Annotated in this window: 26 protein-coding genes, 1 tRNA gene and 1 riboswitch; of the genes, 24 read left to right on the top strand and 3 right to left on the bottom strand. The window is 62.7% G+C overall.

What is annotated here, in order from left to right:
• Positions 1 to 2: 2 nt before the first annotated feature.
• The 11 genes from rnc to AK2_RS03475 all read left to right on the top strand — a co-directional run bounded on the left by rnc (position 3) and on the right by AK2_RS03475 (position 9,955).
• Positions 3 to 722 (top strand): ribonuclease III, encoded by a 720-nt coding sequence (rnc, locus tag AK2_RS03525; RefSeq protein ID WP_067931468.1) that lies wholly within the window; start codon positions 3 to 5, stop codon positions 720 to 722.
• Positions 703 to 4,278, top strand: coding sequence for a chromosome segregation protein SMC (gene smc / locus AK2_RS03520; RefSeq protein ID WP_067931466.1), 3,576 nt, complete (start codon positions 703 to 705; stop codon positions 4,276 to 4,278). The genes rnc and smc overlap by 20 nt, the downstream gene beginning before the upstream one ends.
• A 4-nt stretch (positions 4,279 to 4,282) precedes the next feature.
• Positions 4,283 to 5,194 (top strand): signal recognition particle-docking protein FtsY, encoded by a 912-nt coding sequence (ftsY, locus tag AK2_RS03515; protein WP_067931464.1) that lies wholly within the window; start codon positions 4,283 to 4,285, stop codon positions 5,192 to 5,194.
• Between the two features lie 56 nt (positions 5,195 to 5,250).
• Positions 5,251 to 5,616 carry a YlxM family DNA-binding protein gene (gene ylxM, locus AK2_RS03510; RefSeq protein WP_083520814.1) on the top strand — a complete coding sequence of 122 codons (366 nt, stop codon included), beginning with the start codon at positions 5,251 to 5,253 and terminating at the stop codon, positions 5,614 to 5,616.
• 35 nt (positions 5,617 to 5,651) lie between these two features.
• Positions 5,652 to 7,112 (top strand): signal recognition particle protein, encoded by a 1,461-nt coding sequence (gene ffh / locus AK2_RS03505; protein WP_067931462.1) that lies wholly within the window; start codon positions 5,652 to 5,654, stop codon positions 7,110 to 7,112.
• A gap of 48 nt (positions 7,113 to 7,160) precedes the next feature.
• Positions 7,161 to 7,433 carry a 30S ribosomal protein S16 gene (gene rpsP, locus AK2_RS03500; protein ID WP_067931460.1) on the top strand — a complete coding sequence of 91 codons (273 nt, stop codon included), beginning with the start codon at positions 7,161 to 7,163 and terminating at the stop codon, positions 7,431 to 7,433.
• 89 nt (positions 7,434 to 7,522) lie between these two features.
• Positions 7,523 to 7,753, top strand: a complete 231-nt coding sequence (locus AK2_RS03495) for a KH domain-containing protein (RefSeq protein WP_067931458.1) — start codon at positions 7,523 to 7,525, stop codon at positions 7,751 to 7,753.
• Positions 7,754 to 7,787: 34 nt separating this feature from the next.
• Positions 7,788 to 8,213 carry a YlqD family protein gene (locus AK2_RS03490; protein ID WP_245632750.1) on the top strand — a complete coding sequence of 142 codons (426 nt, stop codon included), beginning with the start codon at positions 7,788 to 7,790 and terminating at the stop codon, positions 8,211 to 8,213.
• A gap of 120 nt (positions 8,214 to 8,333) precedes the next feature.
• Complete coding sequence (gene rimM / locus AK2_RS03485) at positions 8,334 to 8,900, top strand: ribosome maturation factor RimM (RefSeq protein ID WP_067931457.1); 567 nt, start codon at positions 8,334 to 8,336, stop codon at positions 8,898 to 8,900.
• 7 nt (positions 8,901 to 8,907) lie between these two features.
• A complete protein-coding gene (trmD, locus tag AK2_RS03480; protein ID WP_083520832.1) occupies positions 8,908 to 9,672 on the top strand; it encodes a tRNA (guanosine(37)-N1)-methyltransferase TrmD in 765 nt (254 codons plus the stop codon).
• 206 nt (positions 9,673 to 9,878) lie between these two features.
• Positions 9,879 to 9,955 (top strand) — tRNA-Arg (locus tag AK2_RS03475).
• Positions 9,956 to 10,045: 90 nt separating this feature from the next.
• Here the strand turns inward: AK2_RS03475 and AK2_RS03470 are convergent.
• Positions 10,046 to 10,315 carry a hypothetical protein gene (locus AK2_RS03470; protein ID WP_067931453.1) on the bottom strand — a complete coding sequence of 90 codons (270 nt, stop codon included), beginning with the start codon at positions 10,313 to 10,315 and terminating at the stop codon, positions 10,046 to 10,048.
• An 81-nt stretch (positions 10,316 to 10,396) separates the two neighbouring features.
• Here AK2_RS03470 and AK2_RS03465 point away from each other — a divergent pair, with 81 nt between their 5' ends.
• Entirely contained in the window at positions 10,397 to 11,353 is a 957-nt protein-coding gene (locus tag AK2_RS03465) for an RluA family pseudouridine synthase (RefSeq protein WP_169794722.1), read from the top strand.
• A 14-nt stretch (positions 11,354 to 11,367) separates the two neighbouring features.
• On the opposite strand, the gene AK2_RS03460 is transcribed toward AK2_RS03465, so the two are convergent.
• Entirely contained in the window at positions 11,368 to 11,772 is a 405-nt protein-coding gene (locus AK2_RS03460) for an acyl-CoA thioesterase (protein WP_067931449.1), read from the bottom strand.
• Between the two features lie 140 nt (positions 11,773 to 11,912).
• Here AK2_RS03460 and AK2_RS03455 point away from each other — a divergent pair, with 140 nt between their 5' ends.
• From AK2_RS03455 to AK2_RS03405, 12 genes are all read left to right on the top strand, one after another.
• Entirely contained in the window at positions 11,913 to 12,947 is a 1,035-nt protein-coding gene (locus tag AK2_RS03455) for a M23 family metallopeptidase (protein ID WP_083520813.1), read from the top strand.
• 241 nt (positions 12,948 to 13,188) lie between these two features.
• Positions 13,189 to 13,689, top strand: coding sequence for an acyl-CoA thioesterase (locus AK2_RS03450; protein ID WP_067931447.1), 501 nt, complete (start codon positions 13,189 to 13,191; stop codon positions 13,687 to 13,689).
• 82 nt (positions 13,690 to 13,771) lie between these two features.
• The gene (locus AK2_RS03445; protein ID WP_083520812.1) at positions 13,772 to 15,073 is read left to right on the top strand and encodes an O-antigen ligase family protein; all 1,302 of its coding nucleotides are present in this window, start codon (positions 13,772 to 13,774) and stop codon (positions 15,071 to 15,073) included.
• Complete coding sequence (locus AK2_RS03440) at positions 15,018 to 16,700, top strand: hypothetical protein (protein WP_067931444.1); 1,683 nt, start codon at positions 15,018 to 15,020, stop codon at positions 16,698 to 16,700. The genes AK2_RS03445 and AK2_RS03440 overlap by 56 nt, the downstream gene beginning before the upstream one ends.
• The gene (locus AK2_RS03435; protein ID WP_067931442.1) at positions 16,691 to 17,455 is read left to right on the top strand and encodes a hypothetical protein; all 765 of its coding nucleotides are present in this window, start codon (positions 16,691 to 16,693) and stop codon (positions 17,453 to 17,455) included. The genes AK2_RS03440 and AK2_RS03435 overlap by 10 nt, the downstream gene beginning before the upstream one ends.
• Positions 17,456 to 17,577: 122 nt before the next feature.
• Positions 17,578 to 17,703: riboswitch (cyclic di-AMP (ydaO/yuaA leader) on the top strand.
• A gap of 79 nt (positions 17,704 to 17,782) precedes the next feature.
• Positions 17,783 to 17,932, top strand: coding sequence for a hypothetical protein (locus AK2_RS16795; RefSeq protein ID WP_157076205.1), 150 nt, complete (start codon positions 17,783 to 17,785; stop codon positions 17,930 to 17,932).
• A gap of 259 nt (positions 17,933 to 18,191) precedes the next feature.
• The gene (rplS, locus tag AK2_RS03430) at positions 18,192 to 18,542 is read left to right on the top strand and encodes a 50S ribosomal protein L19 (protein ID WP_067931440.1); all 351 of its coding nucleotides are present in this window, start codon (positions 18,192 to 18,194) and stop codon (positions 18,540 to 18,542) included.
• Positions 18,543 to 18,651: 109 nt separating this feature from the next.
• Positions 18,652 to 19,539: a ribosome biogenesis GTPase YlqF gene (gene ylqF, locus AK2_RS03425; RefSeq protein WP_067931438.1), complete on the top strand. Its 888-nt coding sequence runs from the start codon at positions 18,652 to 18,654 to the stop codon at positions 19,537 to 19,539.
• A gap of 125 nt (positions 19,540 to 19,664) precedes the next feature.
• Positions 19,665 to 20,360 (top strand): ribonuclease HII, encoded by a 696-nt coding sequence (gene rnhB, locus AK2_RS03420; protein ID WP_083520811.1) that lies wholly within the window; start codon positions 19,665 to 19,667, stop codon positions 20,358 to 20,360.
• Positions 20,353 to 21,357 carry a hypothetical protein gene (locus AK2_RS03415; RefSeq protein WP_067931437.1) on the top strand — a complete coding sequence of 335 codons (1,005 nt, stop codon included), beginning with the start codon at positions 20,353 to 20,355 and terminating at the stop codon, positions 21,355 to 21,357. Before rnhB ends, AK2_RS03415 begins: the two co-directional genes overlap by 8 nt.
• A gap of 36 nt (positions 21,358 to 21,393) precedes the next feature.
• On the top strand, positions 21,394 to 21,666 hold the full coding sequence (locus AK2_RS03410; protein ID WP_245632749.1) for an EscU/YscU/HrcU family type III secretion system export apparatus switch protein: 273 nt from the start codon (positions 21,394 to 21,396) through the stop codon (positions 21,664 to 21,666).
• Positions 21,620 to 22,006, top strand: coding sequence for a YraN family protein (locus AK2_RS03405; RefSeq protein ID WP_067931432.1), 387 nt, complete (start codon positions 21,620 to 21,622; stop codon positions 22,004 to 22,006). Before AK2_RS03410 ends, AK2_RS03405 begins: the two co-directional genes overlap by 47 nt.
• A gap of 42 nt (positions 22,007 to 22,048) precedes the next feature.
• Here the strand turns inward: AK2_RS03405 and AK2_RS03400 are convergent, their stop codons facing one another.
• Positions 22,049 to 23,518: a YifB family Mg chelatase-like AAA ATPase gene (locus AK2_RS03400; protein WP_067931431.1), complete on the bottom strand. Its 1,470-nt coding sequence runs from the start codon at positions 23,516 to 23,518 to the stop codon at positions 22,049 to 22,051.
• Positions 23,519 to 23,674 lie beyond the last annotated feature (156 nt).

Genomic DNA, 23,674 nt, shown 5'->3' with positions numbered 1-23,674 from the left:
ATGTGTCCAATAAGTGGGTTGAATTACAAGAGCGATTGCAGATTCATTTTCAATCGGAACCTCTTCTGAAGCAGGCCTTTACCCATGCATCCTATCGAAATGAACACCGCAGGTCTTCACTGCAGGACAATGAACGTTTGGAATTCCTTGGCGACGCGGTATTGGAGCTGGTCGTGAGCGAGTACCTGTATCGCACCATGCCTAACGTGTCCGAGGGCGAAATGACGCGGTTGCGAGCGGCCATTGTGTGCGAGCCCTCGCTGGTCAGTTTTGCCAAGCGAGTGCACTTTGAGCAGTTTGTGCGGCTCGGCAAAGGTGAGGAGCGTTCGGGAGGGCGGGAACGTCCAGCCTTGCTCGCCGACGTATTCGAAGCGTTCATTGGGGCTCTTTATTTGGACCAAGGATTGGATGCGGTGAAGGCGTTTGTGGAGAAGTACGTATTTCCTTATATTGGCCAAGGCATCGCTCCAGATTACAAGACCGCTCTGCAGGAGTGGGTGCAGCAGCACGTGGGGACTCAGTTGGCCTATCGGGTGGTCGATGAACGCGGTCCCGCGCACGCGAAGCAGTTCAGCGTGGAGGTTATCATCGGCGGGCGCGTGATGGGCAGCGGTGTCGGCAGGTCAAAAAAGGAAGCGGAACAAAAAGCGGCGCAGGCTGCTCTCCACATGCTGCAGGAGGAGGCCGCGGGGGGGCCTGAAGGTGTTCCTGAAACGCCTTGAAATCCTAGGCTTCAAATCGTTTGCCAACAAGACCGTGGTCGATTTCTCGGCTGGCATCACCGCCGTGGTCGGCCCAAACGGAAGCGGCAAGAGCAACATTTCGGATGCCATACGCTGGGTGCTTGGCGAACAAAGCGCCCGCAGCCTGCGCGGGGCGAAAATGGAAGATGTGATCTTCGCCGGCAGCGATTCGCGCCGGCCGGTCAATTTCTGCGAGGTGTCGCTCACTCTGGACAACAGCGACAACCGTCTCCCGGTGGTTTTTGACGAGGTGACGGTGACGCGCCGTGTCTACCGCACCGGCGAGAGCGAGTACTTGATCAACCGCAAGCCCTGCCGGCTGCGAGACATCACCGAACTGTTCATGGATACAGGATTGGGACGCGAGGCGTATTCCATCATTGGGCAGGGGCGGATTGAGGAGATGCTGTCGACACGCCCGGAGGACCGACGCGGTCCGTTTGAGGATGCGGCAGGCATCGTCAAATTCAAGTACCGGCGCAAGGAGGCGGAGCGTCGGCTGGAGGAAACCGCCGCCAATCTTGTGCGGATTGACGACATTCTGGCTGAATTGCGCGCGCAGGCGGGCCCTCTCGAAGCCGAGGCCGAGAAGGCGCGACAGTACAACGCGTTGGCGGAAGAACTGAAGCGGCTGGAAATCACGCTTTTGGTGGCGGAGATTCAAGAGCTGCAGCGGCGCTGGCAGGCCAGTTCGCAGACGGTGCAGGAGCTTTCCGAGCGACGGGGGCAAGCGCTCGCCCAGGTGCAGCTTGACGAGGCCGCGTTGCAGTCGGCCCGGCAGCAGTTTGACGCGGTGGCGGCTGCAGCGGGGGAGCGGCAGCGGCAAGAGGTACAGGCCGTGGAGGAGCGCCAACGCCTGGAGGGGCGGGCTGAGTTGATGGCCGAGCGCGTCCAGAACCTGCTGCAGACCGTGGAGGACCGAAGACAGCAACTGGCCCAGCAGCAGGCGGAAACGGCAGAACTGGAGGCGGAGCGAGAGGGGCAGGCGGACCGCCTGGCGCTGCTGACCGCTCAGTTGGAAGCCAAGAATGCGGAATTGGAGGCGGCGGCCGAAGCGGTGCACCCCGACCGGCGGGCCCAGTTGGAAGCGGAGATTGAGGACCTGAGCAGCCGCTTGCTAGAGGCGCACAACCGGGCGGCGGGACTCCGCAACGAGGTGCGGGCCGCACAGGAGGCCAAGACCGGGGAAGCGCGCCGGCGGGAGCGACTGGTGGCCGAACGGGTGCGTTGGGAGGAGGAAATAGCCAGGATTGACGCCCAGTTGGCCAAGGTTGCAGCGGAGCGAGCGGATAGGGCCCGGCGCCTGGAAGAGGGAAAACAACTGCTGGCTGTGGCGAACCAAGAGGTGAAACAGGCAGCCGAACAAGAGGTCGCCGTGGTGCAGCACCTGCATCAGGTGGAGTCCAAGGTTTCCTCGTTGCGGTCACGTTTGGAACTGCTGCGGGACTTGGAAATGGGCTATGACGGGTACGCTGCCGGCGTGCGCACGGTGCTCCAGGCCGCGGACAAAGGGCGGCTCGGGGGCATCCACGGCGCCGTGGCGGGTTTGATCCGGGTCGACAAGCGGCTAGAAGTGGCCATTGAGACGGCGCTGGGCGGCGGATTGCAGAACATCGTCGTGGATGACGAGGCGAGCGCCCGGGAGGCGATTGGCTGGTTGAAGAGGCGGCAGGCCGGTCGCGCCACTTTCATGCCCCTGGACGTGATTCGGGGGCGGCGTCTGAGCGAGCAAGATCGTCAAAAAGTCGCGGGCCACAGCGGTTGGCTGGGGATTGCCAGCGACCTGGTGGAGTGTGCGGAACCCTATCGGCGCGTCGTCGAACACCTGCTCGGCAACGTGGTGATAGCCGAAACCCTGCAGGCGGCCAATGAGATGGCGCGTGCCCTGGCCTACCGGGTGCGGCTGGTCACCCTGGAGGGGGACGTGGTCAGCCCCGGTGGACTGATGTCGGGAGGCAGCCATGCCCGCCGCGGACCGGGATTGCTCGGCCGGACGCGCGAGCGTGAGAGTGTGGAGGCGGAGCTTGCGGCCAGTCTAAAGCAGATAGAGGCGCTGCAGGAGCGGCAGCGTGCGCTGCGAAAGCAGGCGGTGGCCGCTCAGGAGCGGCAGCGGCAGGTGGGTGAGGAGATGACCCGCCTGCGCTCGGAATCAGCCGCCCTGGAGGCGGACCTGCGCGAGTGGCAGGCGCGGCGGCAAAGCGCGGCGGATCGCCGGGAGGCCGCGCGCTGGGAAGCGGAGCAGGCGTTGGAGAGTGAAACCAGCCTGCGCGAGCGAGAGGCCGCGGCGCAGGCGGAACTTGCGGACGCCGAGGCGCAGGTGGAGCAGGTGGAGAAAACTCTCCTGTCGCGCCGTCAGGAGTTGGAGCAGCGCACGCTTGAGATGGCCGCGGCCCAGGAGCGGGTGACGGGCCTGCGAATCGAGACGGCTGCGTTGAGTCAGGAACAGCGATCCCTGGCGCAGCGTGTGGAGGAGTTGACCCGACGCATCGAGCGCGGCCACGAGCGGGCGCGGGAACTGACGAGCGAGATGGCGCGACTGCAGGATTCGATACAGCGCACGCGCCAGGAGGAGGCCGAAGTCCGCGAGCGCCTGGCCGACGTTCGCGCCGCCTTGGCCGAGGTGGAGGCGGACCTGCAGTCGCTTCACCAGGCGCAACTGGCAGCCGAGCAAGAGGTGAGTCTGGCTGAGCAGCGTTTGCGCTCCGCGCAACAGGGTCTAGGGGCGGTCGATGAGCAACTGCGGCGGGCGGAACTGGCCGCCGAGCGGGCCGACGCAGAACTCCAACACGCGCTGGTCCGGTTAGGCGAGACGCACCACATGACGTACGAGTGGGCGGAGGCGCAGTATCCGTTGTCGGAGCCGGTGGATGAACTGCGGCGCCGGGCCGATGAACAAGAGCGGCGCATGCGCGCCTTGGGCGACGTGCGGCTGGGCGCGATTGAGGAGTGGGAACGGTTGTCCCAGCGGCTGCAGTTCCTCAACCAGGAGCGGGACGACTTGGAGTCGGCGCGGGAGCAATTGGTGGACCTGATCGAGGACATTGACCGCGAGATGGCGGAGAGGTTTGCCAATACCTTTGCGCAGATCCGCCAGGAATTCCAGACGGCCTTTCGCCAATTGTTCGGCGGCGGTCGGGCGGACCTGGAGCTGACCGACAGCGAGGACGTGCTGCACAGCGGCATCGAGGTGATGGCGCAACCGCCGGGCAAAAAGCTGCAGAATTTGAACCTCATGTCGGGCGGAGAGCGGGCGCTGACAGCGATGGCGCTGTTGTTCGCCATCCTGCGCGTGCGCCCGGTGCCCTTCTGCGTGCTGGACGAAGTGGAGGCGGCGCTGGACGAGGCGAACGTCAGCCGGTTCGCCCGGGAACTTCGCCGCTTTGCCGATGACACCCAGTTCATCGTGATCACGCACCGGCGCGGCACGATGGAGGAGGCGGACGTCCTGTACGGGGTGACGATGCAGGAGTCCGGTGTATCGAGTCTAATCAGCGTCCGCCTGGGAGGGGACGGAGATATGGAAACTGCGGGGTGATGTCGTGGGACTGTTCGATAAGTTTCGCCGGGGACTGGGCAAGAGCCGAGAAGCGGTGTTCGGGCGGATCGGCGAGCTGCTGTCGGGGCGCAGGCTGGACGACAGCTTGTACGACGAGATGGAGGAATTGCTGATTGCCGCGGACGTGGGGGTGGACACGTCCCTCTGGCTGGTGGACCGGGTGCGCAACCTGGCGCGCCGGCAGCGGGTAAGCGACGCACAGGAGCTGCCCCGTTTGCTGGAGGAGGCCATGCTGGAAGCGTTGGCGGGGGCAGATCCTTCGATGCGGCGGGCGACGGAAGGCCCGACTCTCTACCTGTTCGTGGGCGTCAACGGGGTTGGCAAGACCACCTCTATCGGGAAACTGGCGCACCGTTTGCGGCAAGAGGGGCAAAAGGTGATCCTGGCCGCGGGAGACACGTTCCGCGCCGCCGCAATTGAGCAGCTGCTCGTTTGGGGGGAGCGGGTCGGCTGCGATGTTGTGCGACACGCCCAAGGGGCCGATCCGGCCGCCGTCGTGTACGATGCGATTGTGGCGGGGCGTGCGCGCGCGGCGGATGTGATTCTCTGCGATACCGCCGGCCGGCTGCACAACAAAGGGCATTTAATGGCGGAGCTGTCGAAGATCGCCAAGGTCGCGGCCCGCGAGCTTCCGGGAAGTCCGCACGAGGTGCTCTTGGTCGTGGACGCCACCACCGGGCAAAACGCGCTCAGCCAGACCCAGGCGTTCCGGGAGGCGGCTCACGTGACGGGAATCGTCTTGACCAAGCTGGACGGAACGGCGAAAGGCGGGGTCATCCTGCCTATCGTCCGGGAACACGGCGTCCCGGTGAAGTGGGTGGGTCTAGGTGAAGGGGCCGACGATTTGGAACCCTTTTCCGCGGAGGCGTTCGTCTCGGCTATCGCCCGCCCGTGAGCGGATGATCGGGGCGTGTAAAGGTGAACAGCTTGACAGGGGTGGGGGTTCCGTGTATGATCGACAAGGTCACGCGGATGGCCGCTTTGTATGATTTGTACGGCAAGCTCTTGACACCGCGGCAGCGGCAAGTGTTTGAGCTGACGTATTTTGACGACTGGTCACTGGCGGAAATCGCGGAGCACCTCGGTGTAAGCCGGCAGGCGGTGCATGACAACCTGCACCGGGCCGAAGAGCAGTTGGAGCATTATGAGGCGCAAGTCGGATTCTTTGCGTGGCGGCAGCGGCTGCAGGTGCTGGTGGACAACGCGGCGGCGGTTGGTCAGACGGCGTACCCACTCCTTCCGGACGCTGTGACGGCGCGCTGGCAGTCCGCCTTGGACGCGTTGACGCAGGCGGTCTCACGAACAAGCCCGGAGTAGTGTCCCACCCGGGCAGGCACGAGGGGGGTGTCTGATTGCTCGACGGGTTGTCCAACAGTTTGCAAAAAGCACTTGGCCGGTTAAAGGGCAAAGGCAAGCTCACGGAACAGGATGTCCAGGCGGCCATGCGCGAGGTGCGGCTCGCCCTGTTAGCGGCCGACGTCAATGTGCAGGTTGTCCGTCAGTTCGTGGATCGCGTGCGGGAACGAGCGGTCGGGCAGGAAGTGCAAAGGAGCTTGACCCCCGGCCAGCAGGTGGTCAAAATCGTCCACGACGAGCTGACGCAGTTGATGGGAGGCGAGCAGGCTCGTCTGAACATGGCCTCTCGTCCACCGACTGTGGTCATGTTGGCGGGATTGCAGGGGGCGGGCAAGACCACCGCCGCGGCGAAACTCGCCTTGTCTTTCCGCCGGCATCAGCATCGGCCCTTGTTGGTGGCGGCCGACGTGTATCGCCCGGCGGCTGTCAAGCAGCTGCAGGTGCTGGGAGCGCAAATCGACGTGCCGGTATTCGATCTGGGCACCGATGTCGATCCGGTTGACATTGCGGAACGCGGCGTGGACGAGGCCCGCCGCCAGGGGGCGGACGTCGTCATTGTGGACACGGCTGGACGGCTGCACATCGACGAAGCCTTGATGACGGAACTGGCACGCATGAAGGAACGCTTGCAGCCGAATGAAATCCTGCTGGTCTTGGATGCAATGACCGGTCAGGACGCGGTGCGGGTGGCCGAAGCGTTTCACCAGCAACTGTCCCTGACCGGGGTCGTGCTGACCAAACTGGACAGCGATACGCGCGGGGGCGCGGCCTTGGCGGTACGGGCCGTCACCGGTTGCCCCATCAAGTTTGTGGGTGTGGGCGAGAAGATTGAGCCGCTTGAGGCTTTCCACCCTGATCGCCTGGCCTCACGCATCCTGGGCATGGGCGATGTGCTCAGCCTGATTGAAAGGGCCGAGCAGACGGTCGACTTGGATAAGGCCAGGGAGATGGAGGAGAAGCTGCGCAAAGCGCAGTTCACTCTCGACGATTTTCGCGAGCAGCTGCAGCAGGTCCGCAAACTGGGTCCGCTCGACCAAGTGCTGAAAATGCTGCCGGGGGCCAATCGATTGAAGGGGCTCGAAAACGTCAACCTGGATGACAGCCGTTTTCGCCGGATAGAAGCGATTATTTCTTCGATGACGAAGGAGGAGCGGACCAATCCGGCGATTATGAATGCCAGTCGGCGCCGTCGCGTGGCCAACGGCAGCGGCGTCACTGTGCGGGAAGTCAATCAGGTGCTCAACCAGTTTGATCAGATGCAACAGATGATGAAGCGTTTCGCCGGCGGAGGCAAGTTCGGCCGCAGGCAGGCGCTCCGCGCGATGAGGTCGCTGGGCGGGGGAAGCTTGCCGGACATGTCCGCCCTGTCCGAACTGGCTCCGGAGGCGGGCCGGGAGGTTCCGTCTCTGGAGTCCAGACCGCCTCGACGGCACAGGTCCAAGAAAAAGAAAAAGTGATGCGTCAGTCGTGGATTGTGTCGAACTGTACTCAGGAGGGATTATGACATGGCAGTGAAGATTCGTTTGAAGCGTATGGGTGCGAAGAAGGCTCCGTTTTACCGCGTGGTCGTGGCAGACTCTCGTTCCCCTCGGGATGGCCGGTTCATCGAGGAGATTGGATATTACAACCCTTTGACCAATCCTGCCGAGGTCAAGATTGATGAGGAGAAGGCGCTCAAGTGGCTGGGAAATGGGGCGCAGCCGTCCGACCGGGTGCGCTATCTGTTCAGTCAAGCGGGAGTCATGAAGAAGTTTCATGAATTGAAGCTGCAAAAATAACGGACAGACGGACACGGCTTCAGGATAACTGTGGGAGCGCCCGCGGAACCATCTTCATGGAACGGCCAACGGGGCGGCGGGAGGCGTGCATGAGAGAACTCGTCGAATACCTGGTAAAATCCCTGGTTGAATTTCCGGATCAGGTGGTTGTCGCTGAAGAGCAGCGTGGCGAAGTGATTGTGTTGCGGGTTTCCGTGGCAGCCAGCGACGTTGGCAGGGTCATTGGGCGGCGGGGGCGGATGGCCACGGCCATCCGCAACGTCGTCGGCGCGTCTGCGTATCTGCAGGGAAAACGAGTGCTGGTTGACATCGATTCCTGACCGTGATTCGGGTCCAGGCGAGGAGGACATTCCTTTGCTGACCATTCGTCAACCTGTCGCTGTGAAGATCGTCATGACGGAGACGACAAAGCAACAGATCATAGCTGAGTATCGGCGCCAAATCGAGCAGTTGACCATGGAGTTGGACCAGATTGAGCAGCAGGGACGGCAGGCCATCGAACAGGCTATGGCCCAGGGGGGCGAAGTCGCCCAGCGGGTTCGCGAGCAGGTAGAGGAAGAGCGGAACAAGCGGGTGCAGCAGCGTGAAGAGCTGATTCAGCAGATTCAGCAGGTGCAACAGATGCCCCTTGGGACCGAGGTCCAGAACATGACGGTGGAGACCACCGTCGATGTGCATGTCGGTGATGATTGGTCGGAAATCCTGCGCGGCGCGGAGATCATTGTGAAAGACGGGATTGTTCAAGAGATTCGCCAGCGAGGCGTGTCATTGAACGACTGACGGCGGGACAGAATCACCCCTTGGGGGCGCGTTGCGCCCCTTTTGTGCGTTCGCTGGAGTCGGGTGTACCGTCGGGTGTGCCTAAGATGCCTAGGATGGGCGGATGGAAGGTGCGTGCGGATGGAGTTGGAGTACTTGACGGTGGGTGTGATTGCCAATACGCACGGATTGAGGGGGGAACTTCGTGTCCTGCCGCGAACCGACTTTCCTGAGCAGCGGTTCGCGGAGGGAGCGTCGGTGTGGCTGCGACCCGCTGGCCAGACACCGATCAAACAGCTGGTGGTCCGGTCCGCCCGGCCCCATAAGCAGTTCTGGTTGGTGCTCTTTGAAGGTGTGTCATCCATCGGAGATGTCGAGGCCTGGAAGGGGATGGAACTGTGCGTCCCGGTATCGGAGCGCATGTCTCTCCCGGAGGGCAGCTATTATATTGACCAGTTGATTGGATTGCAGGTTTACAGCGACGACGGCGTGTACGTGGGCCAATTGGTCGATGTCCTGACGCCCGGGGCGAACGACGTGTATGTGGTGCGAGGGCCCTTGCAGCGAAAGGATGTGCTGTTGCCCGCCATTCGTGATTGCATTCGCGAGGTCAATCTCGCATCCGGCAGGATGGTGGTGCATTTGCTGCCCGGCCTGTTGGATGAAAGACCGGATGGCGCTGCGGATAGTCGAGGCAAGCAGGAGTGATAGGATGCTGCAAATTTATATCCTGACTCTGTTTCCGGACATGTTTCACGGCGTGCTCTCCGAAAGTATCTTAAAGAGGGCTGTCGAACGCGGGCGGGTGCAGATTGAGCTTGTGAACTTCCGGGAGTTTGCCACGGATCGACATCGCACGGTCGATGATTATCCTTTCGGCGGTGGCGTGGGCATGGTGCTGAAACCGCAGCCGATCTTTGACGCGGTCGATCACGTGCGGAAACAGGGTGGGGCGGTCGCGATGGAACGGGTGTTGCTGATGACCCCGACCGGCCGCCCGTTTACGCAGCGCCTCGCGCAAGAGTTATCGGAGACCGATGGGCGGCTGATCTTCATTTGCGGCCACTACGAAGGATTTGATGAGCGCATTGCGCAGCACCTGGCGACGGATGAAGTCTCGCTGGGGGATTTCGTGATGACGGGCGGGGAAATCGCCGCCATGGCCATGGTGGACGCCACAGTTCGGCTTTTGCCGGGGGTTTTGGGAAACGAGGCGTCGGCTGAAGAGGAATCCTTTGTCACCGGACTTCTGGAGTATCCGCAATACACCCGGCCAGCGGAGTTTCGTGGCTTGAAGGTGCCAGATGTGCTGTTGTCGGGTCATCACGCCCGTATTGCGCAGTGGCGGCGTGGGCAGGCGTTGTATCGGACGTGGCGCAGACGCCCTGATTTACTGGCGCAGGCGGAACTCTCAGACGCGGACATGGAACTGGTGGAGGCCTTTCGGAAGGGAGATTTTTCCGCGCTTCTGGACGAATGAAACGAAGCCTGGCCCCCATGAATATGGGAGGCCCCCGGCGCGAAATCAGTGGCTGTATCCCGTTGGTTCGCAACCGGAGGCCTACACCATCGTATGGTCCACAACGGTGAACCGTGCCAGCAGTTGTAGACAGCTTGAGTTAACGGGAGAAAGGCCCAAGGCTTGATCAACGCGGCGCCCTTATTCATAATGGGAGATGAGACTATGTGCCCGTAGCTCAGCCGGATAGAGCGCTTGACTACGAATCAAGAGGTCGGGAGTTCGAATCTCTCCGGGCACGCCATTCAGACCGCCCGTCTGCGGAACAAGCAGACGGGCGATGTGTAGTATCACACGACATTCCCTTGAATCGGGTCTTCGTAGGCCAGTAGGCTCATGTGGACAACTCCGCTGTTAGGGTACCCACGCTGTGCATGGCATGGATGTATTTATCAGCCTTCTTGGCCCATAAGTTCGGCTTGTCAGAAATTTGCTTGGGGTCTAAGCCGGCTCTTACGTTCTTCTCCGCCCAAGCGTCAAGCACGCTGGCGGCATCCCAGGAGGGTTTCGATTCCCATTCCATGTGCCGGGAGCGCGCCGTAATCATCGCTTGCTGCCAGGTTCGCGCCGTGAAACTCCCTTCTAGTGAAAGTTGTGACCGCATGTGTTCCTCCCCGGATGATGGCAGTTGCAAGTCGGTGTGATTTTGAACTTCTACACATCCAGGGCGGTGGAGGCAGATAACGTGATTGAACTTCGCATCGACCAACAGGACGCGGGAAAAAAAGCGCACCGTTACTTGCGCCAATTGTTGCCGGGGATGCCTTTGTCGGGAATTTACAAGATGTTGCGTACCGGGCGCGTAAAGCGCGGGGGACGAAGAGTCCAGGCCGACGATGTGTTGGCGGCCGGGGACATCCTGCATCTGTACATGGCTGACGCGGACTTCGCACGCGTGCGCAAATCGGCACGGAAGTTTGCCGGGATTGACGCGCGGGTGGATGTCCGCTACGAGGACGATGACATTCTGGTCGTGGCCAAGCCGGCGGGCCTGTTGGTCCATGGGGCCGGTACGGAGCATAAGGATACGCTGGTGAATCGGGTGGCCGCCTACTTGTATCACACGCAATCGGCGTCCGATAGGGTGGCAATCGACTCCCCATCACGGGTATTTTCCCCTGCACCCGTCCATCGATTGGATCGAAACACGAGCGGTTTGGTGGCGTTTGCCAAGACGGCCGAGGCCGCACGCCGGTTGTCTGAGGACATAGCGGACCATCGCGTGCGCAAATGGTACGTTGCCATCGTCGTCGGGGAGACCCAGGACCAAGGCGTGATTCGGGCCCGGGTGGAGCGAAATCCGGTGCAAAACGTCACGTCGACCGCAGAGACCGGAAAGCCCGCGGAAACGCGATTTGTGCGGGTGGCGTCAAGAACCGGCACCAGCCTGGTGCAGATTGAGTTGGTGAGCGGGCGCACGCACCAGATTCGGGCTCATTTCGCGTCCATCGGGCATCCGCTCGTGGGCGATGTGAAGTATGGCGCGCCGCGCTCCAAGCAGGACGCGCACCAGTGGTTGCACGCGGGCGCTCTCGAATTCCCGGACGGGCGTCGTGTGACCGCTTCCTTTCCTGAGCCGTTCCGGCAGCGACTGTTGGAACTCGGTTACGCCCCGGATGAGATCAGACGCGCGCTGTCGTGACGGTAGGCTGGTCGTCACCGTTCCAGGGCGTGCTGGCGGATGCAGTCTGGGACGGGAACCTTGGTGCGCGCGACCGGATCGACGGTCACCAAGGTGATTTGCGCGTCGACAATTCGTTCCCCGCGTTGATTGACAATCTCTTGCGCCATGACGAAACTGGTACGACCGGCGCGGAGCAGGTTGGTCCGCACGCGCAGGTTATCGTTCTGGCGCGCTTCCCGCCGGTAGTTTGCGTTCACGTTCACGACCACGGTAATGACACCAACGTCTCGCAGGGTCGCGTAGTCCAATCCCAGTTGCTCGTACCAATCTTCCCTTCCCCATTCAAGGTATTCAAGGAACTTGGCATTGTTCACGTGCCCGTTCACATCGATTTCTGTAGACCGGACCGTAATGCCAATCTCGTTCTGCCATGTCATCGGCGCGCTCCTCCTCCCAAGCATCTCCCCACACAGCCAGCATACCACAGCCGCATAGTTTGGGCTGACACGGGTACGGTATAGGGCAGACAAGTGTGGCGCAGCAGAAGCAACGGGTGTGCGGGAAGGTGGGAAGGACGATGCGACTGGGACGGTTGTACGGGGGCGCGGCGTGCCTGCTCGCTCTATGGACGGCAGCTGGACCGTGTTCCGCTGCGGCTTTGCAGCCGTCGGAGCCAGCTTTGTCGGCGAGCGCTCCAGCTACTCGGCCCATCCATCGTCAGCAGCCCTTGCGTTCCCTCTATGAGGAAGCGGCTAGGCGGTACGAAACGCCGTGGGCGCTGCTGGCAGCGATTGATCGGTATGCCGACCTCATGAAGAGCCGGGCGGATCGGCAGCAGGCGCCATGGTACGGGTTCGCCTTTGCCCCCTCCGCGTGGGTGGGCATCGACAACCCGGACGGCACGGACGTAAACCCGGTCACCATTGCGCTGTTCCGTGGCATTGGGGTCGATGCCAATGGCGACCGTCTGGCGTTGCAGTGGGAGGACAAGGACCGCATCTTTGCCCTTGCCCGCTGGCTGGATGAGCAAAGCGGGGAAGAGGACGTGGAGGAGTCTGTGTGGAATCTGTTTCAGGATCCGGTGGCGATGGACCGGATTTTCGAGTTCCAAAAGCTGTTTGAACGCTTCGGCCTGTACCCACGCGGCCACTGTTTCCCGGTGGACAAGCGGTATAATTACACGGTTGAACACACTTTTGGCTCCGGGCGCAGCTACGGCGGGCGCCGCGTCCACGAAGGAGTGGACATTTTCGCTGGCTATGGAACGCCGGTCTTGGCGTGCAGCTATGGCTACATCGAATTGATGGGATGGAATCGCTTTGGCGGCTGGCGCATGGGCATCCGCGACGCCAATAATATGTACTATTACTATGCTCACCTCTCAAGCTTTGCCAAAGGTTTGAAACGCGGCGATCTCGTGCAGCCTGGGCAGGTCATCGGCTATGTGGGCAGCAGTGGCTACGGACCTCCCGGCACGAGTGGAAAGTTTCCCGCCCACTTGCACTTTGGCATTTACCGCGACACAGGCCACGGCGAATGGGCGTTCAGCCCGTCCGGGTGGTTGGCCCTCTGGCAGCGCCAACCGCAGCGAATCCTGCCGCCGCAACACTGACTCCCGCGACGCGCAAAGACGCAGGAGCGTGGATGTCTCCCCACCCTTGAACCGAGTGTCTTCGACAACGTAAAATGGGAACAACATGAACGGCTTAGGCAAGTCGAGCCAGGGACTTTTTTGACAACACGGGCTGCCGCCTGTGTCCCAACGGTTGACCTTCTGTGCGTGGATATTGCTCCACAGCCAACACTGGGCCGCTTTGTCACGCGGTCGGCATGATCTTTGAAGGGGCGTTGGTATGGAACCGAAACCCGCGGGTGCATCGCGCACCACCCTGACAGATTTGATTCTGCCGCCAGACACCAATAATCTTGGGACGATGTTCGGCGGTCGAGTGATGGCGTACGTGGACAAGGTAGGCAGCGTGGCGGCCATGCGCCATTCGCGCCGCCCGGTAGTGACGGCCTCCAGTGACAGTCTCGATTTTCTCGAACCCATCCGGGTGGGGCAGGCGATTCTGATTGAAGCGTTTGTGACTTGGACGCATCGCACCTCTATGGAAGTTCACGTCAAGGTGGAGTCCGAAGACCTGGTGACAGGGGAGATCAAACTCACGGCCACCTCCTTTTTAACCTTTGTGGCGCTGGGGCCAGACGGGCGGCCGACTCCAGTGCCGCCCGTCATCCCCGAGACGGAAGAGGAGAAATGGTTGTACGAGACGGCTCCCGAACGTTATGAAGCGCGCAAGCGGCGCAAACAGCATCGGACGCAGCTTATGAAAGGTGAATCAACGATATGAGCCAAGCGGTGGCAGAGGTGTGGCGCGGCCCCCTGGTGGTTGGCCAGGTGGTGTCCAATTTTCGTCTGGAGTTCATGCACGTATGACGTTGAGAACAAGGCCACCTAGGCGAGCGTCGACGCACCTGGATGCCCTGGAAGTGTGGCTGGCGACCTGGGTGCCGCGGCTGCTCATGTTCTTTCCCATCATTGACTACGCTCTTCGTCTTTCGCCGCTGACCCCTCTCGGCGAGGTCTGGGACAAGCTGGCGTTTGCCTCGCTGGTCTGGGTCGCGGTTCGCCGCCACCGGCGGGGCGTGCGCCCGCCCCGTCAGACTTGGCAGAAGCCGGCCCTTTGGTTTGTGGTTTGGATTGTCGCCTTGTCGGCTGTGGGAGCGGCTGATCCCCAGTATGCTGCCGCCGGTGCAGGATTTTACATTTATTATCTGATGTTTGCTTTTGTCCTGCCGTATGCGGTGAGCAAGCATGAGGCCAGGCTGCTGCTCCATCTGCTGGTCGGCGCGGCGGTTCTCATCGCCTTGCACGCCATCTACCAGTACATCATCGGGGTGCCGATTCCGTCCGACTGGGTCGATCCGGACGAACACGTCCGTACGCGGGTGTTTTCTGTCCTCAAGAGCCCCAATGAACTCGGGTCCTATATGGCGCTGATGACGCCGTTGCTGGCCGGTCTGGCCATCGTGGCCCAGGGCCGCAGACGAGTCTTCTACGGCCTGGGGGCTGTGGTGTGCGCAGTGGCGATGATTCTGACCTTTACCCGCGGCGCTTGGCTGGGGTTGGCCGGAGCCCTGGTAATCAGCGCCATTGCCTTTGAGCGCCGAGCCCTGGTCCCGCTGGCGATTTTGATCTGCGGCGCGTTCTTGGAGCCCGGTGTGCGGACGCGTATCGGCTCTTTGTTCACGCAGGTCTACTGGATTAAGTCTGCCGACAGTGGGCGGATTGCCAAGTGGCTGTCGGCGTTTGATCACATGTCCACCAACCCTCTGCTGGGAGCGGGGATTGGGCGCTACGGAGGGGCCGTGGCGACGGTTCACCACCTGTCCACTTATTCGGACAGCTTCTACGCCAAGACGCTGGGCGAGGCGGGGTTGATAGGGCTCGTCCTGTTCTTCGGCATGCATGTGCGTCTAGTGTTGGACTTGTTTCGAACCCTGCGCCGCGCTCGCGACGTGCATCGCTACCTGTATCTGGGGGCCATCACCGGGGTGCTGGCCGTACTCATCCACAATGCCATGGAGAACGTGTTTGAGTACGCGCCCATGGCGCTTTCGTACTACACGGTGGCGACGCTGGCGTTGACCGCGGGCTCTGCGGCAAAGGGGGGAGAACATGCAGCATCTCGGGATACAAACGAGATCCAGCGCGAGGCGCCTGTTCACGGGTAACTGGGGCCATCTGGCGCGCATCCTCGCCTGTGTGGCCTGGTCGTTGTTTGTAAATCTGGTGGATGAATGGCTGGTGCGGCCGCTCGTGCAGGACTTGGCTGTCATCGGTGTTCTCCTCGTGTTGCTCATGGCGTGGCTTTGGGTGTTCGCCATTCCCCGGCCGCACCGGCGCTGGTGGGTGGTGTTCAGCCTTTTTTCGCTCTGCGCGTGCCAGGCCCTGGCGTCGTTCGCTTCCCTGCCGTTGGGCCAGCGCGTGCTGACGGCGGCCATCAGCATGGCCATCTTGGCGGCTGCGGCCCGTTGGATTGGTAGGGTGGCCCTCTCTGCGCTGCTCGGCTCCATGCTGGTGCTGGCGGCAGCCAACGCGTGGCTGCCGGAAAACCTGTGGCCCCTGCTTACCCACTTTCGCGTTTTGGCGGTCGGGACCTTCACCGTGGATAACGGGAATTACCCGGTGCTTCCGCTGGACGTGGTCAGGACCCAGCACGGGGAGGTGGTGCTCACGGTGACGCGTTGGCCGGACACCCGGTTCGGGAGCAACACCGACGATTACCTGCAAGCGGTGAAGAGCGGGAAACTGCCCGCCGACCACCTGGTTTATCAGTACATGCAGCTGGCGCCGGAGAACGGGCGGATCGGCGCGCGGCCGGCCACGGCGCAGGAGCTGGCGGAGGTTCAGCCGACCGAGTTGAGCGGCGCCTTGGCTCCTTTTGATCGGAGCACGTGGGCGGTCGTGGGGGGACGAGTGCTGCAGTACACGGTCCGGACGCAATCGTCCGCCGGCGCGGTAGACGCGGCATTACAGCCCGTCCAGTACGCACCCGAGTTGGCCGAGCTGATTGTGCAGGCGCACCAGGATGAGTGGAAGGATTGGTCGCAGGCACTCCGCAAGGCTGGCGTGGCGCCGGTAGCGCCGTGGCGCATCGACAACGGCGTCCTCTCAGGGAAGTGGCGGGGACGCACCGTGCATGTGCGCGTCGATGCCCAGTTTGTCATCGGCAGCGGCTCGTTCACCAAGCCGGGCGCCCACGAACTGCTGTTGGGTGGCAGCAATCTCCTGGAGGTGGTGTCGCTCGCAGGAAACCGCCCGCACGTTGTGGCGAGTCTGCACGGGTCCCCGGCGAATCCGATTGGCGAGGGGATGCAGGTCGGCCCCATTGGGACGGCGGATAAAGATGCCGTCTTCGTCAACGCCTCGCCCGCATATATCTTGAGTTTTACGGGTGACGGACACGCGCGCCGCATCTATACGGCGCCCAACGACGACCTGCAGTTTCTTGCCAGCATCCGCACCGCACCCGGGGCGGCACCCGAGATTTTGGCCGACGACCGGAGCGCCGTTCGCTCGTCCAGCACGACCTATCTGACGTCCTACACATACCGTGACGGGCAGCTGTACCGGAACTGGCGCGTGTTCGAAAGCGGGATTGAGAACGTCCGCCAGGTGCAGTTCTTCCCCGGACAACCACCGTGCCTGGTGGCGGCGGTGGCTGGCAGTGGCGCGTACGTTGTGTTGGCGAGACATTTTTGGCCCCTGCAGCCAGCTTTGGTGGTGGCGTGGCTTTTGGTGCTGGCGGGTTTTATGGTGGCAGGATGGCAGCAGAGGAGGCGTCTACGGTGGCGGTAACAGGGGTGAACAGGGGGAGGCGCGCCTGGATAGGGATGGTTGCGGTGATCAGCCTGTCCCTGGCCGGCTGTACGCCGGCCGTCGATCCGAACGCTACCCAACCACTTCAGGCTTCGCCCGTCTCCTCGGCGCCATCGGTATGGACGGCTCTGGACACTGCCACGGCCCGGGCGGCGGAGGCATCCTCATACCAGGTGAAGGTGTACGTGCACGCCCGGCACGGCGCGACATCAGGGAATTTAAGCGTGCATGGCAGTATCGGGGCCGATGGAGCGGCCGATTTTCAGGTCCAGGCAGGGCGCGAGTCGTACGAGGTGTACCGGGACGGGACTGGCGGTTATTACGCCTACCAGGATACGTGGCACAAATTGGACCACCCCCTGGACCTCAATTGGTTCGCAGAGTATCGAAACGTGCTGAACTGGGCGCGGGCCCATGACCGGCGGTTGTCGGAGCGTCCGCAAAAGTTTGTCGGCGGCCAATTTTGCCGTGTGTACGAGGTATCGCTGCCGGCGACGGCGTGGCGGCGCACGGACAGCTTCTGGGGCAACGCCGGAAACGCGCGCCGTGCCGAGGGCGATACCCTGTTCACGTTCGCTGTCGGTATCCCAGATCACCTCCTGCACCAGGTGACCACGACCCAATCGGTAGCATCGACTGGCGGGGCGACTACCCTGACCACCGATGTCATCTTTTCCAATTTCAACGATGTGCCCCAGGTGGCGGCACCGAGCGGTCTGCCCGCCGCAAAGTGACGAGGGGCCCTGCTCGGCCTGCGGGACCGGTTCATCCAGTGTCGGCCAGGAAGGGGATGACCTGTGCAGCCCAAGGGCAGCGTTGCTCATGCGGGCCATGTCGCGTATAATAGTGTTACGTCAACTTCAAATCGCTGAGTTCCATATCGGAAGCGGAGGACCCGGTCTTTTGGGGTGAATCGCGTACGCGAGGGGAATCCTACGCCCTAACCCGTCAGCTAACTCCGTAAGCGTGTAGGAGTGCCACTTCGGCTCAGCCGAATGGGCAGAACTTCCATATGAGCGGAACTCGCGATTTCATTCTATGAAATCGGGAGGGACCTAAACATGATGAAGCAGCCGGAGCTGCCAGACTTGATTCGTGACATGGAGATTGTCCGATCGCTCAATCGCCTACCCTTTACCAAGGATGATGCGGAAATGGAGACAGAATCGGGCAGTTCGCTGGATCAGGAGGGGCCCGTGCTCTTGTCCTGATGCATGCATCTCAATAGTCCTTAGGTACTCGAACGGCGCCGCTTGCGGCGCCGTTTGTGTGTGATGGCCAGGCATGGGAGATGACTAGGCGGTGAGGGTCCGCTATGGGGGGCCGTCGCCGACCTGGCCCACTCGATTCAGACGCGCGGACAACCAGTGATTGCAGGGGCTTGTGGACTTATGGTACACTGTTGCGCGTGACTACGTGGTCCTCTGCCAGCATTCTGGTACGAACACGAACGGGAAGGAGGCCGTGTCTATGGATTTGGTGCGTGAGATTACGCAGGAACAACTGCGTTCCGATATTCCGGAGTTTCGCCCGGGCGATACCTTGCGCGTGCATGTGCGGGTGCGTGAAGGTCAGCGTGAACGCGTGCAGGTGTTCGAAGGTGTGGTCATCCGGCGTCGGGGCGGCGGTATCAGTGAGACGTACACGGTCCGTAAGATTTCGTACGGAGTCGGCGTGGAACGGACGTTTCCTCTGCATTCGCCGAACATCGAAAAGATTGAGGTTGTGCGCCGTGGCCGCGTGCGCCGCGCGAAGCTGTATTATCTGCGTGGGCGTTCCGGCAAGGCTGCGCGAATCAAAGAGATTCGCAACAACGCCTAAGCGTTGGTCAAAACTGCAGGTGGAATCGGGGGCAACCTACGAAAGCGGGGGACCAGTGTCTCCCGCTTTTCGTGTACGCCCGGGTTGACGGAGCGGACAGGGGGAAAACATGCGCTCGATAAACTGGTTTCCAGGTCATATGGCAAAGGCGCGCCGGGAGATGGCGGAAAGCCTGCGGCGAGTGGACGCGGTCATTGAGTTGGTGGACGCGCGTCTGCCGATGGCCAGCGCCAATCCGATGCTGGATCAGATGATGGGGAGCAAACCCCGTGTGACCGTGATGACGCGCATCGATTTGGCGGATGGTTCGGTGACCGAACAGTGGCACCGCCACTTCCGGGCGTTGGGCCGGGAGACGCTCGGTGTCGATGCCCGCAGCGGGCGCGGGGTGGATGAGATACCCAAGGCGCTGCAGCGAGCAACCGCAGCCAAGCGGGAACGCGATTTGCGTAAAGGCATTCGGCCGCGAGCGGTGAAGGCGATGGTGGTCGGCATCCCCAACGTGGGCAAATCGTCGCTGATCAACCGCTTGGCGGGAAAAGCTGCCACCTCCATCGGGGACCGTCCGGGCATCACCAAGGTTCAGCAGTGGATTCGTGTTGCAGGATTGGAGCTGCTGGACACCCCTGGCGTACTGTGGCCGAAGTTGGAAGACCCGCACGCCGCTGCTCGGCTGGCGTTGAGCGGGGCCCTCAAGTCGTCGGTTTTGGATATCCAGGAGCTCTGCGCGTATTTCTTGACCTGGGCGGCCGTCCACTATCCAGACTGTCTGTGTGAGCGGTACGGGTTGGACAGCCTGCCGGATGATCTGCGCGCGGCGAATCCACTTGAGGCCTACACCCTGGCCCAGCCGCTGATGGAGCAAATCGCTATGCGGCGCGGGCTTCTGGGGCGCGGGGGGGTGCCCGACACAGAGCGGGTGAGCGAACTGGTAGTGCGGGAGTTGCAGACAGGCAAGCTGGGGCGCATCAGTCTCGAGTGGCCGAGCGAGGTCTGACGGGCACTTCAGGACGCGGATTCTATCGGCTCTCTCTTTTTTCAAATTGTATCTCGTCACAACCCTGGATTCTCGCTACACTAGAGATACAAGCAACGGGTTCAAAACGGGTTGGGGGTGGCTGCATGCCCAGTCGTTCCCGAGGAGCAAGATGGGATGAAAAGGACCGCTCGTACCGGTTGTGGCGGGAGGAGCGCCGGGTGATCGGTGATGCTTGGCGGGAAGGCTTGACCGTGGCGGGGGTGGACGAGGCTGGGCGAGGCTGTCTCGCGGGACCCGTGACGGCTGCGGCCGTGGTGTTGGGCGGCAGCGCCGAACTGTGGACGGGTATCGACGACTCGAAACGTCTCAGCCGGCGCAGGCGGGAAGAGTTGTATGATTGGATTGTTGAGCGCGCGCTGGCCGTGGGCATTGGATGGGCCAGTGTCGCCGAAATCGACGAGTTGAACATCCTGCAGGCCTCGCGCCTGGCCATGAGCCGGGCTATCCGCAACCTGGCTGTGGCTCCGGATGCGGTGTTGGTCGATGGTCTGTACCCGCCCCTGGATGCGCCGGCGAACGGGGCCTGTTTTCCGATTGTGGACGGGGATGCGAGGTGTCTGTCCATCGCGGCGGCCTCCATCGTGGCCAAGGTGGCGAGAGACCGGAGCATGGCCGAACTGGCCCATACATATCCCGACTTTGGTTTTGATCGCAACGCGGGTTATGGCACCCGAGAGCACAGGGCTGCGCTGGCGAGGCTGGGTCCGACGCCAGTGCACCGCCAATCATTCGCCCCGGTGGCCCAGTGCCTGCAGGTGAGGTTGAATTTGGATGGATGACCTTCGTGTTACCCAGACGTCGCCCCCCAACCCTGCGGCCCCAGTGCAACGGGGGGAGGGGCGTCAGGCCGAGGCTCCGGCCACCGCCGGAAGGGCCCCGGGGCTTGCGCGTTCAGCCCCCGCGGCAGGCGATGTCCTGGTTCTCGGGCAACGCCTGGCTGTCGGGAGGGAGCGGTTGCTGCCGTTGGCCGTCTTGCAGAGCCCCCGCCTGTTGGCCGCCGAATGGGCATGGCGGACGCTGCTTGTGGAACATTGGGCGGCGGACGCAAGCGATCCGCCATCGGCGCAACAGGTGTGGACAGCACCGCCCAGGGAACGGGAGGTGCAAACGGCCGTTTCCTCCGGGCAGGCGGTGCAAGCAGCCGTGCCGGGGGAGCAGGCTGCTCAGGATGCGCCCGCGCGCGCGGACTTGCAGGCTGTGGTCCAAACCTGGTGGCGGCTGCTCGAGGCTCTGGCGAAACAGGCCGCCCAGGGGCGGCAGGGGTTGGGCCCGGTTTCGCCAGGGATGGGCGAGACGCCGCCTGGTTCCGGGGACGCCGGCGCATCGCATGCGGATCGCCTGATTCCGTTTCAAGACATCCGCGATCTCGAGAAGTGGGCCGAGTTACCACCGGACCTGCAGGGGACCGTCTTGCTCGACCGATTGGAGGCGAGCGTCGCCTCACCGCTGGCTCCGGTGACAGGTGGCGGTCTGTACCGGGAGGTGCGCCAGGATGGCTCCCCGCCGACCATCCGCTGGCGGGCGGAACGGCGGACGCAGACCGATTCCGCCGGACACCTAGTGCACCGTCTCCAACTCGCATTTTCTTTGGCTGGGGCGGACTACGAAGTCGTGCTGTTGGCCCAGCGGCCACGCCTGTCGGTGCACATCCGGTGCAGCGATGCACAGGTGAGCGAGCGTTTGGCGGCCCGGGCCGACAATCTGAAGCACGGCTTGTCGCGCCTGGGTTGGCAGGTGGAGCGCGTTACGGCGGCTCATCACACAGACGGTGATTGACGATTGGCGGACGGACTCTGGCGAGGGGGTGTCTTGGTGCGGAAGAAGGCGGTCGCTCTGCGCTATGACCAAGCCCGTGAACGGGCGCCTAGGGTTGTGGCCAAGGGCAGCGGCCAGGTGGCGGAGGCGATTGTGCGGGCGGCCGAGCAAGCCGATGTCGCGGTGGTGCAGCACCCGCAGGTGGTCGACGCCTTGCTGTCCCTGGAGGTGGAGGCGGTAATCCCCGAGGAACTCTACGAAGCCGTGGCGGAGGTGCTGGCCTTTGTCTACCGACATCGACACCAGGCGCTGGACAGGGCGGATCGGTGAGCGATTCGCCGTTGAGTACCTGACGCGCTCCCTGGGGTGGGCTGTGCTGGAGCAAAACTGGCGCTGCCCGTTGGGGGAGATTGACATCATAGCCCGGGCGCGCCGGGAACTGGTGTTGGTCGAGGTGCGGACGCGACGCGGATTGGCGTTCGGGGAGGCCATCGAGTCGGTCGATGTGCACAAGCAAAGGCGATTGCGGCGACTTGCCGGTTGGCTTTTGAACAGTTCCACCTACAGTCAGTTCGTCCATGACATCCGGATTGACGTGCTGGGGCTGATGCTTGACGGCGTCCGCGTTACGGACGTCCAACACATCCGGTGGGCGGTGGAAGCGCCGTGAAGGATCCCGCGGCGGGGAGCGCTGCAGGGCGCCCAAAAACGATCACAACCAGCGTCCGAGGTCGCCGTGAAGCATCAGCGCCTCCTCGACGTGAGCGGATTTGACGGTGCTTTCGCCCTCCAGTACGCTCACGCTTTGGGCCACTCGGCGCACTGAATCCTGAGCCCGCAGGGATAAATGCAAGCGCTGCCCAAGTTGCTCCAAGTACGCCTTGGCGTCGGCCTGAAAATCGCTGGCCTCTGTGGACCGGCCGCGGCCCCGCGCAGTTTGACGGCGTGTGAGCTCGCCCCGCATCTCCGCCACTTGTTCAGGGGTCGGAGGTACGAAGGTGTCGCCCGGGGCGCGGGTATCCACGGGGGCCACCGAGACGACCAGGTCCACCCGGTCCAGCAAGGGGCCGCTCAAGCGCGACCAGTAGCGCTTTACTTCCGTGTCCGTGCAGCGGCAGTCGGCGAATCCACGTTGTCCGCAGGGGCACGGATTCAACGTCGCCAGCAGCTGAAAATCCGCCGGCAGTTCGCGGCTGTGACCGGATCGGACAAGCCTGACACGGCCGTGCACCAGCGGCTCTCGCAGCGTTTCCAGCGCGTGGCGGCGAAATTCCAGGAGCTCGTCGAGAATGAGCAGCCCGTGATGGGCCAGCGTGACTTCGCCCGGAGCCAGCGGCGTACCTCCACCGACCAATCCGGCCGCGGTGACCGTGTGATGGGGCATACGCACCGGCGGCACGTGGGACGGTCGGTTGGGCAGACCCGCCGCCTGGTGAATCGCAAACACCTCCAACGCCGCGCTGTCCGACAGTCTCGGTAAAAGCGTAACCAGGCGCTCCGCGAGCATGGTCTTCCCGGTGCCCGGCGGGCCCACCAAAAGAGTGTGGTGGCGGCCGATGGCGGCGATGCTGAGGGCGCGCTTCGCGGCTGGCAGGCCATGGACGTCGGCGAGGGAAACCGCGCGTTCGCTGTCGAGAAACGGGGACCCGGCGAAGTCCAGCGGGCTGCGCAGGCGCTCGGCGAGCAGATCAGCGGCCAGCTCCTGGAGCGATCCGTACGCAAACCAATCCACCTCCGGCACAGGAATGCAGTGCTCCCGCGCCTCGGAGGCGACGACCACCCTATGGATGCCGGCCCGCCGCAGCGCCAATGCCAGGTTGACCATGCCTGGAACGGTGAGCAGAGCGCCGGACAGTCCCACCTCCGCGCAAAATCCGATGGGTGCACGGGCGGGCGGCAGCTGTCCACTGGCGCGCAGGATGCCCATTGCGATGGCCAAATCGAGACCGGCGCCGCGCTTTTTCACACTGGCCGGCGACAGGTTGACGGTGATGCGCTGATTCGGCATCTCAAACCCAGCGTTGCGCACCGCCGAACGGATGCGTAGCTTGGACTCGCTGACTGCGGAATCAGGTAGGCCCACGATGGAAAATTGGGGAAGCCCGCGGCTGACGTCGACCTCGACGCGCACCACATGGGCCTCGACCCCGTCCAAGACTGCGCCCATTGCGATTCCCAGCACGTTCCATCCCTCCCGCATTCGGGTCATGTCGTTGGGGCGCATCCCCGTCCGGCTGGCGTATAGTTTGTATATACCGCGGATGTCACGCTTTGGCGATGACGTCCGGGAGACGTTGTCTTAATATTGCAGAATTGCTGGCTTCCGTGTAGGATCAAA

It is taken from the genome of Alicyclobacillus kakegawensis NBRC 103104 (assembly GCF_001552655.1).
In the GTDB taxonomy this organism is placed as follows: Bacteria; Bacillota; Bacilli; order Alicyclobacillales; family Alicyclobacillaceae; genus Alicyclobacillus_G; species Alicyclobacillus_G kakegawensis.
The sequence above is the reverse complement of the archived record's forward strand: the minus strand, read 5'-3'. Positions and strand labels throughout refer to the sequence as shown.